The organism is Aeromonas aquatilis (assembly GCF_054052405.1).
Genome location: NZ_JBSTYP010000014.1, coordinates 45,798 through 61,179, shown reverse-complemented (window position 1 = coordinate 61,179; position 15,382 = coordinate 45,798). Strand labels below are relative to the sequence as shown.

Sequence of the window (15,382 nt, the reverse complement as noted above, 5' to 3'; positions counted from 1 at the left end):
TGAGCCGCGATGGCGAGAGGGACTCAGGCCGCCTTGGCCAGAGTTACCTCATTACTCTTTTTGACCCGCAGTTTTTTCAGGGCAACCGCCACCACACCGGTGACGATGGCACCGCAGATCATGCAGTGCAGGGCCAGCAGCGGCTTGTTGACCGCACCCAGCAGGGCCACGATGGGGCCACCGTGGGCGACGCTGTTGGTGATGCCAAACAGGAAGGCCATCACCGCAGCAGTCATGCTGCCCAGAATGTTGGCCGGGATAACGGCCAGCGGATCACGGGCGGCGAACGGAATCGCCCCTTCGGAGATCCCCACCAGACCCATGGCGCCGGCGGCTTTGCCCGCTTCGATTTCAGAAGCATCGAAGATTCCCAGCTTGCGACCCAGCACGGTCGCCAGCGACATGCCAAGGGGCGCAGCCGGGATGGCGCAAGCCATGGCACCCATAAACTGGGTCTGACCGGAGGCAATCATGCCGACGGAGAAGAGGAAGGCCACCTTGTTGACCGGGCCACCCATATCAAAGCCCGCCATACCACCCAGCACGATACCCAGCAGCACCAGACTGCCACCGCTCATGGAGAGCAGCATGGCGTTGAGGCCGGTCATCATGTCGGCAATGGGAGCGCCGATGATGAAGATGAATACCGCAGCGATAAACAGGGAACCTACGATAGGGGCGATCAGGATCGGCACTAGCGGTTGCACCATCTTGTGGTACTGACGGGTGGCAATCCAACGCACCAGATAGCCGACCAGGAGGCCCGCGATGATGGCACCGATAAAGCCGGTACCTGCGTCAGCGCCGTAGAAACTGCCGTTGTTGGCGATCCAACCACCGATAAAGCCCGGTGCCAACGCCGGTCGATCACCGATGGCGTAGGCGATATAGCCCGCCAGAATGGGGATCATCAGGGTAAAGGCGGCCACACCCACGTTGAGGATCTGGTTCCACATGCTCCCTTCCGGGATCTGCATGCCGCTCGGGGTCGGGTTACCGCCGATGGCCAGTGCCAGCGCAATCAACAGACCGCCGGTCACCACGAACGGGATCATGTGCGACACACCGTTCATCAGGTAGCGATAGAGATCGGAACTACCACCCGCGCTCTTCTCTTCACCTTTTTTATCTTCTTTGCCAGCCACATAGGCGGGTGCCTTCAGCGCTTGTTCGATCAGACCCTTGCCATCCTTGATGGGGGCCTTGACGCCGGTTTTGATCAGCGGCTTGCCAGTGAAGCGGGCCATGTCCACCTGCTTGTCACAGGCGACCACGATGGCGCTGGCGCGAGCGATCTCGTCCGCGGTCGGGCTGTTCTTGACGCCGATGGAGCCGTTGGTCTCCACCTTCACCTCATAACCCAGCTCCTTGGCGGCGCGCTCCAGCGACTCGGCCGCCAGATAGGTATGGGCGATACCGGCCGGGCAGCCGGTGACACCGATGATAAAGCCTTTGCTGGTGGTCGGGGCCGCGCTCTGCTCCTCTTTCTTGGCCAGCAGCAGCGCCAGCGCATCGGCCGGGGTGTTCGCCGCCAGCAGTTTGGCGATAAAGCCCTCTTCGATCAGCTTGCCGGAGAGCTCGGCCAGCACCTCGATATGGTGGTTGGCGCCGCCATCGGGGGAGGCGATCATGAAGAAAATATGGGATGGCTTGCCATCTTCGGCGCCGTACTCGATGCCGTTGCGGCTGATGCCGATGGCGACCGCCGGGTTGCACACCGCCGCACTCTTGGCGTGGGGCAGGGCCACGCCCTCTTCAAAGCCGGTGTTGCCCAACTCTTCACGGGCCCACAGATCCTTGATAAAGGCCTGCTCGTTGCTGACCTTGCCTTGCGACGCCAGCAGGCGGGCCATCTCGGTGAAGACCTCTTCCTTACGCGTCGCTTTCAAATCGAGGTTGATCAGATGTTCATTGATCAAGGTGGTGATCATAGCGCTCTCCCCGCTTCCGGTGACGGAAGCTATGCGTGAGTACGTATCGACGTACTGGATAAAAATGACCTGATCATTATCGCGGCTCGCCCGCCCCCTCCCTATCGGACAAAAGTGCTAATCACTGGATTTTTGTGCGCAGCAAAACGAGATGTGATGAAGATCCCGTTTTCAGGCAGGACTCGCCATTTTCAGATGTTCACACATTTTTTCTTTAAAAACAGATAAATGCAGTGATGTCAGGCTCGCCGTCAGGTTTGTAATAAGCCATATCATTAAATTAATCATCAGAGCGGTCTGGATTTATATGTGGTTAAACAGCGCCATCAGATGTGACCCTTCTCACAAAAAGTCGCCATTTCGCCGGGCGGATTAGGATTTTTATGCGCCATTTCTCCCACTGCCTTTTGCCCTCGCGGATAGCGGATTGGCGCGCCCTGGAATGATGCCAAGGCGGGCTTTAACGAGTCCCCAAACCTCTTCGTTGGAAAAAAATAGTTTGTTGCATATGCCATAAACTGAGCGTATACATGGCATATGCCAATTACGGCGGCATCATGATCAGGCGCTTATCGAGCCGAATGATGCGTGACTAAACCAGTAAAAGTTGATGCGTACGGCTCTTCATCTGGTTGCTGCAAGAGGCTGGGAACATGGCCATGCCAACCGGCAAGCCTGCGGGAAGATCCTGAACAAGGGGACGAATGCAGAGTGGCAAGGGGCAGGGCCGGAAAATCAACAGTGATAGCAGGAGGTCAAATGACCATCATCACAGCCATTCCGATGAATGACGACCATATCGCAGGACATTTTGCCAAAGCAGAGCGCTTTGTATTCGTAGATGAACAGGGGAGCACCCTGGCAGAGATCGCCAATCCGGTGGCAGGCAACGAGTGCAAAAGTGCGTTGGCAGAGCTGCTTCAGGCGCAGGGGGCCCGTCGTATCGTGTTGAAAAATATTGGTAGCAAGATGCTTGGCAAGCTGCTGGGCAGCGGGCTTGCCGTCTATCAGGCCAGTCAGGGGCGTCTCGCTATGGCCGACATGCTGAGCAATGAGTCGGGCAATCTGACCGAGCTGACATCCGCTGAACAAGGCAGTGCATCGCGCTGCGCCGAGGGGGCTGGCCATCACGGCAAGGGAAGCCGTCAATGCGCTCCCCGTGGCCGCCTTGGCAAAGGGGGGGGCTGCAAGTCAGCCTCCGGACAACAGCAGGGCTGTCAGGGTAACCGTCAGCGCAACCACAAGAAATGTTGTGAAGAGTAAGCACAACCGCTAGGCCGAACTGGAGGGGAACGTTGATGGAAAACCTGAATCAAGAGGGTAAGCAAATCCCCTCCATAACCAAGATTGCACATATGCCTGTCACACTGTTTTCAATCATCATGGGGCTGACGGGGGCGGCGATTGCCTGTCGCAAGGCATTTCCGGATCTGCTGCTGTTGCAGTCGGCAGGGTTCCTGTTCGGGGTCTTGTCATCCCTGCTACTGGCGACGTTTCTGGTGATGTATGGCTGGAAAATCCTCAGACACAATGACGAGTTCCTGCATGAGCTGAAACACCCGGTCAGGATCAATTTCTTCCCGACCATCTCAATCAGCCTGCTGCTGCAATCCGCCTACTGGGCCAGCTGGCATGATGCAGCGCTGGCCCTCTGGTCGGTGGGAGCCAGTTTGCAACTGCTCTTCACCCTCTACATCATGAGCAACTGGATCCATCGCGACCATTTCACAATCACCCACACCAACCCGGCATGGTTTATACCGATTGTCGGCAATATCGTGGTGCCCCTGGGTGGCATGCCGCTTGGCTTTCACGAGATCAGCCTGTTCTTCTTCAGCATTGGCCTTATTTTCTGGTTCTCTCTGCTGACCATAGTGCTCTATCGGTTGTTCTTTCATGAGAGTCTGCCCGAGAAGCTGATGCCCACCATGTTTATTCTGCTGGCACCGCCCTCCATCGGATTTATCTCGTATAGCGAAATAGCCAGTTCCAGCGACCTGTTTGCCCATGTCATTTATTATTTTGCGCTGTTTGTATTTATCTTGCTGATGTACAACACCCTCACTTTTTTGAAACTGAAATTTTTTCTCTCTTCGTGGGCGTACTCATTTCCACTGGCGGCATTTTCCGCAGCCTCGGCCATGTTTGCCGACGCAACCGGGAATATCATTCCATATTATCTGGCCAAAATAGTGGTGTGTGCCCTGATTGTATTGATCATCTGGTTAATCAGCATGACAGTGCAGTCATTCTATAAAGGTGAGATTTTCACACCGGAGAAATAACGTGATGAAAAATTATCGAGAGATCAATAAAGAACAACACCAGCTTGGCTCTGCTTATCGCAAGAGCAGCCCGGATACCATGAATGCGTTTATTGCGCTGCACAAAGCCGTTATGAAAGAGGGCGAGGCGCTGGCGCTGAAATATCGGGAAATGATCGCTCTCGGTATTGGTATCGCTTCCCGCTGCGATGGCTGCATTGCCGCCCATGTTGCCGGGGCCGTGAAGGCTGGTGCTTCGCGAGCGGAACTGCTTGCCACCGTGGATGTCGCGGTATTGATGGGAGGCGGCCCCTCCATCATCTATGGCACCCAGGCACATGCCGCCATCGAAGAGCTGCTCTCCTAGCACTCTGTTCTCAACATGCGAGTGGCCAAATAGCGAGTGAATAGATCAAGTGGATGAATATCAATCAGAGAACTATCAACAGACCATGATGTCCCACGCCCGTTGCATGGTGTGTGGCACTCATAACCCGGATTCACTGGGAATTCGCTTTTATCAGGGGGAGGAAGGGACGACGGAAGGGCTGTTTATTGCCAACCAGCGCCATCAGGGTTACAGCGATATTTTGCATGGCGGCATGACCAGCACCCTGCTCGATGCGGTGATGACACATGCGTTGCTGCAACGGGGAATAAGAGGATTAACAGCGGAGCTGACCGTTCGTTTTATTGCTCCCATCGATATCGGCAGCAAAGTAGCGCTGTCGGCCAGAATAGTCGACCAGCGTCACGGTATCTATCGCCTGAATGCCGTAGCGTCGGTCGGCGGGATGATTGTTGCAAAAGCATCGGCCAAATTTATCAAGCCGAAAGCCAATGACAGGAGTTAGCGTGATGAAAAAAGAGAGTGTGGTTTTACCAGAAATGGATATCGGTATTTCAGCCGCCGATCGCAAGAAAATTGCAGATGGATTGTCGGCACTGCTTGCCGATAGTTACACCCTTTATTTGATGACCCACAATTTTCACTGGAACGTAACCGGCCCGCAGTTCAACAGCCTGCACAATATGTTTATGGATCAATACACCGAGCAGTGGAATGCGCTGGATGTTATCGCCGAGCGGATCCGCGCATTGGGCTTCCCGGCTCCCGGCACATACAAGGAGTTTGTCCGTCTCTCCTCCATTGAGGAGGTCGAAGGGGTGCCCTGTGCCAGTGAAATGCTCAAACATCTGGTGTTGGCGCAAGAAGCCACGGCGAGAACCGCCAGAAAACTGTTCGATCTGGTCGATGCCGTCAATGACCAGCCCACCGCCGATGTGCTGACCCAGCGCATCGATATTCATGAAAAAACCGCCTGGATGCTAAGAAGCATGCTCTCCTGATGGCACGGGGCTGCCATATCTTTGGCAGCCCGATCTTCCCTTACCTGTTTGGTCCAACCGGGCCCTTTGGCTGCTGTCGTTTGGTTCGATAGCGATGCACGAGCCAGTCAACTCCCGCCATTGCCGCCGCGACGCCAATCATGATCAGAGTGAGGCGGCCGCCCTCCTGCCATGAGAGCAAATCCAGATGAAAGTCCTGCCGAATAAATTCCGGGATCAGGCCGATAGGCACGGTAATAGCCAGATAGGGGCGTTGTTGCCCAAATCCCCCAGCAAGTCATGACTTCCCCAGCCCCAAGTGACCGTTACACTCGGGGCTTTCTGATAGGCAGACCAAGAGTGTTCAGTTTGTTGATTGCACCAACATACGCCATCACTTCCCCTACCTGACCGTTGTATGTTCGCAGACTGATTTTGCCCGTCATCAACTGCTTGAACCGATACATCGCCGTCTCTGCCAGCGAGCGCCGGTGATATCCCGACATCTTCTTCCAGTGCGCCAGCCCTTCCTTGCGCATCACCAGCACAGCCTCATTTCTCGGATGTTCCTTTTCCCATAACCCCGCGTTCTTGCGAGGCGGGATACAGGCTGTCGCCCCTTTGCGCGAGATTAGCTGATGGCTGGCTTTGCTGTCATAGGCACCATCTGCATAAACACGCCCAGCTTGCGCCGCAATGGATTGAGCAAGGTCGGCAACACCTCGGCATCATGGACATTGTCCAGCGAGACTTCCGCCGCCACGATATCGTGGGTCACCGGGTCTACCGCCAGATGCAACTTGCGCCAGATTCGCCGTTTCTCAGCGCCGTGTTTTCTGACCTTCCACTCGCCTTCCCCAAATACTTTGAGGCCAGTCGAGTCGATAACCAGGTCGGTGATATGCCCCTTACAGGGCTGCCGATAGGCCACTTTCACCGTACGGGCTCGTTTGCTGACACAACTGTAGTCCGGTGCGCACAGCGGCACATTCATCAACTCGAACAGGGAGTCGAGTAGTCCCTGAGTGGCCCGCAGAGTGAGGCTGAAAATCCCCTTGAGCATCAGAAAGGTGCAGATAGTCTGGTCAGTGTAGAGCTGGCTGCGGCCCCGCCGCCCATGATGGTCGTGGTGAAACCAGTTGCTCATGGCCTCGGCATCAACCCAGAAGGTGAGTGAACCACGGTTAATCAGAGACCTGTTGTATTTAGGCCAGTTGGTGATGGGGTGAAGCGACGAGCCCATGATGCAGACTTGAAGAGGATGGTGGTGATCAGATCACCAAGTCCTCAGTTAGTTCCATTCAAGCTGCATCGATTTGGGAAACAACGCCCCAGATAGGATATAAATTTTTTGAAAAACATATGGTCAGGTTTTGGAGTCTGTTTGTATTGGTCCATCCAGTTTCCTGTTAGCTGTTAACGGTCAGTTGAGTGAGATAGCTATTTACCGCTTCACGAGTCGTGAAATGGTGCTTGTTGTTTGGGAATCGATCAAACAGCTCGCGATGGAAGTGGCGGGAGCTTTTGCCGGCTCGCTGCCCATATTCCGATGCCCACACCAGCAGTTGTTGAAAGTTCTTTTCCGCTGCCACTGCATCCCGCTGCCTAGCACTTTGTGATCCGCGCGATAGCAGTGAATCACGGCATACCGACCAGTCGAGATCCAGAAAGAGCAGGGTATCAGCGGCATCAAGCAGTTGCTCGGCCAGGGCGCCAAATACCCCTTCGACCACCCATAAAGGCTCTTGAGCAAGTGTTTGAATGGCATGGTCAATCTCATGCTGGGGCCGTTTTTGGTTAAAGCCGCCCGGCTGCCAGACAATGGTGTCCAGATTGACCTCGTGGATAGTTAACCCCTCAGCCAATCGAGCCGCCAACCAGCTCTTGCCCGATCCCGAGTTGCCAATAATCAGAATACGTTTCATCTATGAGCGCTCTTTTCTGTGACAGATATCTGGAGGCTGGAAAGTAGAGGTGCAATCAACGTAGTGAATTGCACAGCTTATTCGGTTGGAACGAATATAGAGCGGAAGGTAGAGTTTATTACGAGAATATCAGAATATGCTCCGATATTGGAAAAAACATTCCATGAGCAACAAGGTCGTTATACAGTCCAATCTACCAAGTGTTCAGCATTCAATATAACATTTTTCACTGTAGGCATAAGGATCATCTCTCCAGCAACAATCGTGAAGCTAAATCGGTACTCCTTTTCTGTGGAGAAAGATGGCGGCTTAACAAAAGCCATATCTGAAATTTTTTTCATAAAGTGTTCTATCGTAAAGTCGCTGGCGTCAGATATATGAACCTCACGACTTAAGTAAGATACAGGTTCATGTCGGCAGTAAATTGACAGATTTTCTAATGATATATTTTGATCGACGATGTGATTACCTGAGTGACGTCCGGATAGAATACGTGCACGGAGTAGTTTTGAAAGTTCAATTCCAAGGCTATGAGCTTTTGATGCTGTCATATACCAACAGTCATCGTAATTTGGAAATAGTCCAATAGCATCTCGCTTTTTTCTAACGCGTGATACGCAAAAAATAAATCCGTTAAGAGCTTCTCGATGTATTCTTGCTCGAGTGTCCCGTATCTTGAGTGATTTTTCTGTACGTTCAATAATATGAAGATTCTCTATGGCTGCGCTCATCCGCCCCATGATTCTTGGTTGGTTCTCATCTCCTCCTACACTAATTACTCCCTGTAGGATGAAATTGAACCATTTAGGCTCAATCTCAACTGTTCCGTCAAAATTGAGTACAAAAGAGTATTTACCTTCACCATCATCGACGATTTGATCGCTTTCTATATCTCTATACTCATATAATGTACCCAGCTTTATTGTTTTTCCAGTTTTCAAATTGTCCTTTTTGTAGCAGTTTTTTGCTAGAAGCATTCTCATTACTCCATTTTAAATTCAGATGAGTATCCCTAGAATTTTTTATAAACGATCTTGTAAGGCCATGGGTTTAACTTTTACTAAGAACTTACTATGGCGAAATGTTGTGGGATAAATTAGTAAATTGATATGTGTATCTCATAAGGCGACTTTCAAAAATTAAATTTCCCACCCCTGCCATTAATCACTATGATAATTAATTGCCCAACAGTTCACATCGACTTTTACTGCCATTGGAAATAGCTGTACACATCGTCGTTATTAAATCCATCCACATTCTGGCTGTAGAATATAAGCGGTGTGACCTCTTGTGCCAGACCTGTAGATTAGTGCTACGTAACCAGACGTTCGCGAATGTTTTATCAATATCTCGCTTATTGGGCTTCGCTACGCTCTGCGCCAATCTACAAACACCACGCTACCGCCCGTGGATTACAGCCTCCAGCCTGCTGCTGTTATCCGGCGATGTGGTGGATGGCGAAACGACTGCAGAGGGTTATCTCAGCAAGAGTGGTTGCCAAGTGGAGCATATTAGTCGAGAGAGAGGCAGGGTAAAACCGCAGTCGGGCAAAAACCTGCCAGAGATCAACAAATTGCTCATTAATTGGGTGTTACCTGTCCGCTTGGCGCGGCGACCGCAGACAGAGCTTCACCTCATGCCGGATACAACCGCCACTCAATACTCCAGAAACTTCTCCCCGCAGCGTTCGCAGATCAGATGTTTTACATGGGTGGTCTGGTAGGCCAGTGTTTCACCAAACGCCCAGTTGGTGATGCTGCTGGAAGTAAAGGCTTGCCAGAAGGCTTTGCGCGGGTCCTTGGGCATGATGTCCTGGCTGTGATCGCGGGCGACCAGCACCACGATATGGCGGGTACGTTCCCTGCATTTGTCACAGCGATGGATTTCACTCGGCGGGTTCTGGTCGTGCGGGTTGCTCATAGTGGGCTCGTGAAGTGAGGCAGGCTCCCATCATATTCCTCTTCACTTGGCTCTCAATCTCTCCTTACCAGCGCAGTGAGCAGCCTCACGTTTTGCGCTGCTGCAGGCCTGCTCAGCCAGTTCAGGCCGATGCCCGCTTCTGCGGTTTGCTGGTGAGCGGTGATGATATGGCGGGTGGGACGAGCTCGGGCGCCCAGCCAGCTTAGGCCGACTCCCGCTTCTGCGGTTTGCTGGTGAACGGTGATGATATGGCGGGTGGGGCGATCTCGGGCTGTCCAGCCAGTTCAGGCCGATTCCCGCTTCTGCGGTTTGCAGGTGAGCGGTGATGATATGGCGGGTTGGGACGAGCTCGGGCTGTCCAGCCAGTTCAGGCCGACTCCCGTTTTTGCAGATTGGGGGTGATGATATGGCGGTTGGGAGCGAGCTCGGGTTGCTGCATCCGGGTCAGCAGCCGCCTTGCCGCCTGACGGCCGATTTCGCGGGCCGGTGAGCTGACAAAGGTAAGGGCGGGGGAGGTGAGTTCTGCCTCCGCCACGTCATCAAAACCGAGCAGGGCCACCTGCTGGCCGATGTAGTTGTCCTTGCCCACGGTGCGGCCGCTCGCCTCGACGCCATAGATGGCGCCGAGCGCCACCTCGGGGTAGTGGCAGAGCACGGCGGTCACCTTGGGGTGCTGGTGCAGCAGCTGGGCGATGGTGTCGGCGGCGCTGCGCTGGGTGCGCTCGCACTCCAGTACCCACTCCGGTTTGAAGGGCAGGCCATATTGCAGCAGGCTGGCGCAGTAGCCGCCGATGCGCTCGGCGCGGGTGAGGGAGTCGGCCCGCCCGCCGACATAGGCGATATGGCGGTGGCCCTGTTCGATCAGATAAGTGGTGGCCTGCTTGGCGGCGTGGGTGTTGTCGGGGCCGATAAAGTCCACGTCATCCCGATAGTAGGAGCGGGCGGCGCACACCACCGGCAGTTCGGAATCGAGCAGGGTCTCCAGCGTCTTGGCCGCCGCGCCGCGCACCGGATTGAAGATGATGCCCGCCACCCCCTGCCGTGACAGGGAGTGGATGCTCTGCTGCAGTCGCTCCGGGCTGTGGCCGCACTGGGTCAGAAACAGCAGATAACCTTGCTGCTCCAGCACCTCGCTCACCCCGGCGGTCACCTCGGTATAGAAGGGGTCGGTGATGTCGCGCAGGATCAGCCCCACCAGATTGGACTGCTGGCTGCGCAGGTTGGCGGCGGCGCTGTTGGGCACGTAGTCGAGCTCTTTTATCGCCTGCTGCACCCGCTCGGCGGTGGCCGGGGAGATGCGCCCCTTGCCGTTGAGCACCATGGAGACGGTGGTGACCGACACTCCCGCCCGCTGGGCGACATCAGTGATCTTGGTGGCTTTGGCAGAGAGGGATTTGGGCGACATAGGGCGAACGGACGACGGACAGTTGAAAGCGAGGCCCCAGCATACCTGCTTGGGTTGCCAAGTGAAACGTTACATCACCATTGGGCCGATCCGGCTCACAAATTTGGATCCTGCTGCCAGCCAGCCCCCTTATTCTGTGATCCTGTCGGCACTTGTAAATTGATAAAACGTTTTATCATCCGGCAAAACCTGATGCTGACCCGCGCCTTTTGCTTCGAGATTGCTTCGAGATTGCCTCGAGCGGGGGAGGGCAGCCGCAGATATTGCTGTCTATTCACAAGGAGCCGTTTCATGGCCAAGCCTCAAGCCAAATCCACCATCTGGGAGTTCCTGCAGAGCCTCGGCAAGACCTTTATGTTGCCGGTTGCCCTGCTGGCCTTCTCGGGCATCCTGCTCGGTGTCGGCAGCTCGCTCACCAGCGATGCGGTCAAGCAGAGCATGCCCTTCCTCGACAATACCGTGCTGCAACTGCTGTTCCTCTGGATGACCAAGGTGGGGCTGGTGGCCTTTATCTACCTGCCGGTGATGTTTGCGGTGGCCATTCCGCTCGGGCTGGCGCGAGAAGAGAAGGGGGTTGCGGCCTTTGCCGGTTTCGTCGGCTATGCGGCGCTCAACCTCTCCATCAACTTCTATCTCACCGTGGCCAACGTCATCGGTGACGCGGCGGCGGAGAAGGCCTACGGGGTGAAATCGATCCTCGGCATCAGCTCCATCGACACCGGGATTCTGGGGGCCATCATCGTCGGGGTGATCGTCGCCAAACTGCACGCCCGTTTCTACACCTACAAGATGCCCGATGCGCTCGCCTTCTTTGGCGGTGCCCGCTTCGTGCCAATCATCACCGCGCTGGTGCTGGGTGTAGTCGGTCTGGTCGTGCCGTTCGTCTGGCCCTGGTTTGCTGCCGGCATCAACGGTATCGGGGCGCTCATCTCCCACGCTGGTCCCTTCGGCCCCTTCCTGTTCGGTACCGGTGAGCGTCTGCTGCTGCCGCTGGGCCTGCACCATATTCTGGTGGCGCTGATCCGCTTTACCGAAGCGGGCGGCACCCAGCTGGTGTGCGGTCACGAGGTGAGCGGCGCCCTCAATATCTTCTACGCCGAGCTCTCTTGCGCCGACCCCAACGGTTTCTCGGTCTCAGCCACCTCCTTCCTCTCGCAGGGCAAGATGCCAGCCTTCCTCGGCGGCCTGCCGGGTGCGGCGCTCGCCATGTATCACTGCGCCCGCCCGGAAAATCGCGGCAAGATCAAGGCGCTGCTGGTCTCCGGCGTGGTGGCCTGCGTCATCGGCGGCATCACCGAGCCGCTGGAGTTCTTGTTCCTGTTCGTAGCGCCGGTGCTCTACGTCATTCACGCCATCCTGACGGGTCTGGGCTTTATGACCATGGGACTGCTCGGCGTCACCATCGGCAACACCGACGGCAACCTCATCGATTTTCTGGTGTTCGGCGTGCTACAAGGCACCGCCACCAAGTGGTATCTGGTGCCGGTCGCGGCCGCCATCTGGTTTGCCATCTACTACAGCGTGTTCCGCTTCGCCATCGTGCGCTTTAACCTGAAAACCCCCGGTCGTGAAATCGAGACCAGCGAGACTGCCCAGCCCGCAGGCAAGAAGGCTGGCAACAGCGGTTACAACGCTGAAATCATCCTCAACGCCCTGGGCGGTGCCGATAACATTCTGGCGCTCGATAACTGCATCACCCGCCTGCGGATGTCGGTGCAGGACATGAGCCGGGTCGATGACAAGGTATTGAAAGCGAACGGCGCCATCGGGGTGATCAAGCTCGACGAGCACAACCTGCAGGTGGTGATTGGCCCGCAGGTGCATCTGGTGAAAAACCAGCTGCAGAGCCTGATGGGGGCCTGAACCGGCCAATAAGATCCGAACGGGGGGCGCAAGCCCCCCTTGTTTGCCTCTCCCAATATGTCTCCTGTTTATGGAGGGAGAAACTTCATGCACGATATTTATGACTTCGATCGCGTGGTCGACCGCCACGGCACCTACTGCACCCAGTGGGACTATGTAGCCGACCGTTTTGGCCATGCCGATCTGCTCCCCTTTACCATCTCCGACATGGATTTCGAGACCGCCCCCTGCATTCGCCAGACCCTGGCAGCCCGCCTTGAGCACGGAGTATTTGGCTATAGCCGCTGGAATCACGACGACTTTAAAGGGGCTGTGAGCGACTGGTTTGCCCACCGCTACGGGGCGAGCCTCGACCCCGAGACGCTGGTCTATGGCCCCTCGGTCATCTATGTGATTGCCCAGCTGGTGAGCCTCTGGTCGGCGCCGGGGGGGGGGGTGCTGGTGCATACCCCCGCCTACGATGCCTTCGGCAATATGCTGGCTGCCAACGACCGGGTGCTGCTGCCTTGCCCGCTTAAAAAAGAGCAGGGGAGCTACCAGATCGACTGGGCCTGCTTCGAGCAACAGGCTGCCCGCCCCGATTGCCGGATTTTGCTGCTCTGCAGCCCCCACAACCCCACCGGTCGGGTCTGGACGCGGGATGAACTCGGCCGGATGGCCGCTATCTGCAAGCGCCATGGGGTCAAGGTCATCTCGGACGACATCCATATGGATGTGAGCTTTGCCCGCTACCTGCCGTGGAGCGAGGTGGCGCCGAACGATGGCTGGGCGCTGGTAAGCTCGGGCTCCAAATCCTTCAATATTCCCGCCCTTGGCGGCGCCTACGCCTTTATCGCCAACGCAGCGGCGCGGGCCGCCTATCTGCAGCGGCTCAAGGCAGCCCATGGCCTCTCATCGCCCCCCATTCTCGGGGTGCTGGCCCATATCAGCGCCTATCGGGACGGGGCTGCCTGGCTCGATACCATGAAAGCCTACCTGCACGGCAACCTCACCCATGTGGCGGCGCGGCTCAACGCCGCCTTCCCCGCCATCGACTATCGGGTGCCCGAGGGAACCTATCTCGCCTGGATTGACCTGCGCGGGCTTGGCATCGACTCCACCAAACGGATGGATGCGCTGCAAACCTTGCTGGTGGAGAAATACCGGGTCGCCATCATGCGCGGCGACACCTACGGCCCGGAAGGCACAGGCTATATCCGCCTCAACGTCGGCTGCCCACGCTCGAAGGTTGACCAAGGGCTCGACGCCCTGATCGGTGCGCTGGGAGAGGTGGTGTAGGGCAAATCCATTCAACGTGAAAAACATAACGGTGCCATCAGTGATGGCACCGTTATGGTTGCGCTGCTTTCCCTTATGAGCAGACGCCGATATCAGGCGCGAATGGTCGTCGGGATACCGCAATTCTGGCGTGACACGGCTGGTTCGATTGCGGGCTCGCTGAGCTCGGTAGCTGCTAGTGCAGTGCCTTGGGTCAGGGCTTCAGCCTGATGCAGCATGCGGCTGACAAGCTCAATCAGAAGTTCCACATCCAGCTTGTCCAGCCACTCGCGACACCAGAGCAGGGTGCTCTGCTCGCTGTCTCTACTGAGTTGCAGCACAGGCCAGTCGGCCATGGCGGCGAGGGAGGGGGTCTGGATATCCCCCAGCGGGATAAACAGGGTCACCAGTTGATCCCGCTCGCGAATATGGAGGCTGAAGGGGCCCGCCTGCAGATCCAACCCCTCTTCGTGCAGGCACTCCTGCGGCAGGGATAGCTGGCGAACGAGGGTCGATAGCATGGCATGAAACATCATTAATCCTCCCGATGAGTGTTATCAAAGACCGACTCTGTGGGCGGCCACAGGTTGGCGATAGGGGGGAGGGCTGGGGTACCGACCAGTGGCGCCCCTATGGTGGCGGCCCAGGGGTCGACCACTTTGGCGTGTGGCCCCCAGCTTTCCGGCTTGGTGAGTTCACTCCCTTCGGCGCGGCCAATCACCACAAAGCAGTGGGTCTGGGCGTGACCTTGTGCGCCACGATGGGCCAGCACTTCGATCCGCTGGTCACTGTTGTGGCGCAGCAGTTCGGCCGCCGCCGAATAGGCCAGGGTCGAGCAGCAACCGGCCTTGGCGTCATCCACCGCCTTGGCGATGTTTTCCATGGTGCGCAACGAGAGTGGCTGCTTGTTTCTGGTGATCTGGATGGCGGCCATATTGGCGCTGTTGTTGGCGCGCTGGTTGGCGGCCAGGCGCTGGGGATCCTGCCCGAAGGCGTTGAGTTTGCCGATGATCTTCTGATAGCTCGGGTTGTTGGGCTGGACAAAGGTCTGGGCGTCGGTGCAGGCGTAGCTGCCCAGTTTTTCCAGTCCGGCCATGCTCTTTTGCAGCAGGGCCTGGGTGCCACCCGCCATTACTTTCGGTTCATGTCGCGGGGCGGCTCTGGTGATGGCTCCCTGTTCGGCCAGCGCCTGTTTCAGTTCGGTCAGACGAGCGCCACGTGCAGCCACCTCTTTAGGGTGGTGCTGCTCCCAGTGCTGGATTGCATCCTGCACCCGCTGCGCCTTGCCGCTATCGGGGGCGCTTTGCAACTGACGCAGGGCGTTGATGACCTGCTTGAGATCGCTGCTCTGGAAGTGGCCGATGCCACGCTGAACGGACTGTTCGAACAGCTTGTTGCCCCGGGTCAGCAGCGGGCTGGCTTCTGCCTGATGGGACGGCGCGGTGTGGTTGAGGTGAATGTGTCCACCGATTGCTGGTAAGGCCATGA

14 protein-coding genes and 1 pseudogene are annotated in these 15,382 nt (G+C 56.4%); 7 read left to right on the top strand and 8 right to left on the bottom strand.

The window, feature by feature from the left end:
- Window positions 1-23 precede the first annotated feature (23 nt).
- Entirely contained in the window at window positions 24-1,931 is a 1,908-nt protein-coding gene (locus ACW5W8_RS07480; RefSeq protein WP_498627153.1) for a PTS fructose transporter subunit IIABC, read from the bottom strand.
- 759 nt (window positions 1,932-2,690) lie between these two features.
- Between ACW5W8_RS07480 and ACW5W8_RS07475 the strand changes: the two genes are divergently transcribed.
- The 5 genes from ACW5W8_RS07475 to ACW5W8_RS07455 are packed head-to-tail and all read left to right on the top strand — an operon-like array spanning window position 2,691 to window position 5,545.
- The gene (locus tag ACW5W8_RS07475) at window positions 2,691-3,194 is read left to right on the top strand and encodes a NifB/NifX family molybdenum-iron cluster-binding protein (RefSeq protein WP_201995968.1); all 504 of its coding nucleotides are present in this window, start codon (window positions 2,691-2,693) and stop codon (window positions 3,192-3,194) included.
- 35 nt (window positions 3,195-3,229) lie between these two features.
- Window positions 3,230-4,216, top strand: a complete 987-nt coding sequence (locus ACW5W8_RS07470; protein WP_421310929.1) for an SLAC1 anion channel family protein — start codon at window positions 3,230-3,232, stop codon at window positions 4,214-4,216.
- A gap of 4 nt (window positions 4,217-4,220) precedes the next feature.
- On the top strand, window positions 4,221-4,562 hold the full coding sequence (locus ACW5W8_RS07465) for a carboxymuconolactone decarboxylase family protein (protein WP_498627151.1): 342 nt from the start codon (window positions 4,221-4,223) through the stop codon (window positions 4,560-4,562).
- Between the two features lie 49 nt (window positions 4,563-4,611).
- Window positions 4,612-5,049 carry a PaaI family thioesterase gene (locus ACW5W8_RS07460; RefSeq protein WP_258721808.1) on the top strand — a complete coding sequence of 146 codons (438 nt, stop codon included), beginning with the start codon at window positions 4,612-4,614 and terminating at the stop codon, window positions 5,047-5,049.
- A 4-nt stretch (window positions 5,050-5,053) separates the two neighbouring features.
- Window positions 5,054-5,545 carry a Dps family protein gene (locus ACW5W8_RS07455; protein WP_005334596.1) on the top strand — a complete coding sequence of 164 codons (492 nt, stop codon included), beginning with the start codon at window positions 5,054-5,056 and terminating at the stop codon, window positions 5,543-5,545.
- A 305-nt stretch (window positions 5,546-5,850) separates the two neighbouring features.
- Here the strand turns inward: ACW5W8_RS07455 and ACW5W8_RS07450 are convergent.
- The 5 genes and pseudogenes from ACW5W8_RS07450 to ACW5W8_RS07430 all read right to left on the bottom strand — a co-directional run bounded on the left by ACW5W8_RS07450 (window position 5,851) and on the right by ACW5W8_RS07430 (window position 10,774).
- A pseudogene (locus ACW5W8_RS07450) lies at window positions 5,851-6,767 on the bottom strand (IS5 family transposase).
- Between the two features lie 166 nt (window positions 6,768-6,933).
- Window positions 6,934-7,449, bottom strand: a complete 516-nt coding sequence (locus ACW5W8_RS07445) for a P-loop NTPase family protein (RefSeq protein ID WP_498627150.1) — start codon at window positions 7,447-7,449, stop codon at window positions 6,934-6,936.
- 179 nt (window positions 7,450-7,628) lie between these two features.
- The gene (locus ACW5W8_RS07440) at window positions 7,629-8,426 is read right to left on the bottom strand and encodes a hypothetical protein (RefSeq protein ID WP_139460411.1); all 798 of its coding nucleotides are present in this window, start codon (window positions 8,424-8,426) and stop codon (window positions 7,629-7,631) included.
- 679 nt (window positions 8,427-9,105) lie between these two features.
- On the bottom strand, window positions 9,106-9,369 hold the full coding sequence (locus ACW5W8_RS07435) for a hypothetical protein (RefSeq protein ID WP_005334591.1): 264 nt from the start codon (window positions 9,367-9,369) through the stop codon (window positions 9,106-9,108).
- A gap of 367 nt (window positions 9,370-9,736) precedes the next feature.
- On the bottom strand, window positions 9,737-10,774 hold the full coding sequence (locus tag ACW5W8_RS07430) for a Mal regulon transcriptional regulator MalI (RefSeq protein ID WP_005344074.1): 1,038 nt from the start codon (window positions 10,772-10,774) through the stop codon (window positions 9,737-9,739).
- Between the two features lie 291 nt (window positions 10,775-11,065).
- Between ACW5W8_RS07430 and malX the strand changes: the two genes are divergently transcribed.
- Together malX and ACW5W8_RS07420 are read left to right on the top strand one after the other, a co-directional pair.
- Window positions 11,066-12,637: a maltose/glucose-specific PTS transporter subunit IIBC gene (malX, locus tag ACW5W8_RS07425; protein WP_498627149.1), complete on the top strand. Its 1,572-nt coding sequence runs from the start codon at window positions 11,066-11,068 to the stop codon at window positions 12,635-12,637.
- 87 nt (window positions 12,638-12,724) lie between these two features.
- Window positions 12,725-13,915, top strand: a complete 1,191-nt coding sequence (locus tag ACW5W8_RS07420) for a MalY/PatB family protein (RefSeq protein ID WP_498627147.1) — start codon at window positions 12,725-12,727, stop codon at window positions 13,913-13,915.
- Between the two features lie 92 nt (window positions 13,916-14,007).
- On the opposite strand, the gene ACW5W8_RS07415 is transcribed toward ACW5W8_RS07420, so the two are convergent.
- Together ACW5W8_RS07415 and ACW5W8_RS07410 are read right to left on the bottom strand one after the other, a co-directional pair.
- The gene (locus tag ACW5W8_RS07415) at window positions 14,008-14,430 is read right to left on the bottom strand and encodes a type III secretion system chaperone family protein (protein WP_159157318.1); all 423 of its coding nucleotides are present in this window, start codon (window positions 14,428-14,430) and stop codon (window positions 14,008-14,010) included.
- On the bottom strand, window positions 14,430-15,380 hold the full coding sequence (locus tag ACW5W8_RS07410) for a hypothetical protein (RefSeq protein WP_498627145.1): 951 nt from the start codon (window positions 15,378-15,380) through the stop codon (window positions 14,430-14,432). Before ACW5W8_RS07410 ends, ACW5W8_RS07415 begins: the two co-directional genes overlap by 1 nt.
- Window positions 15,381-15,382 lie beyond the last annotated feature (2 nt).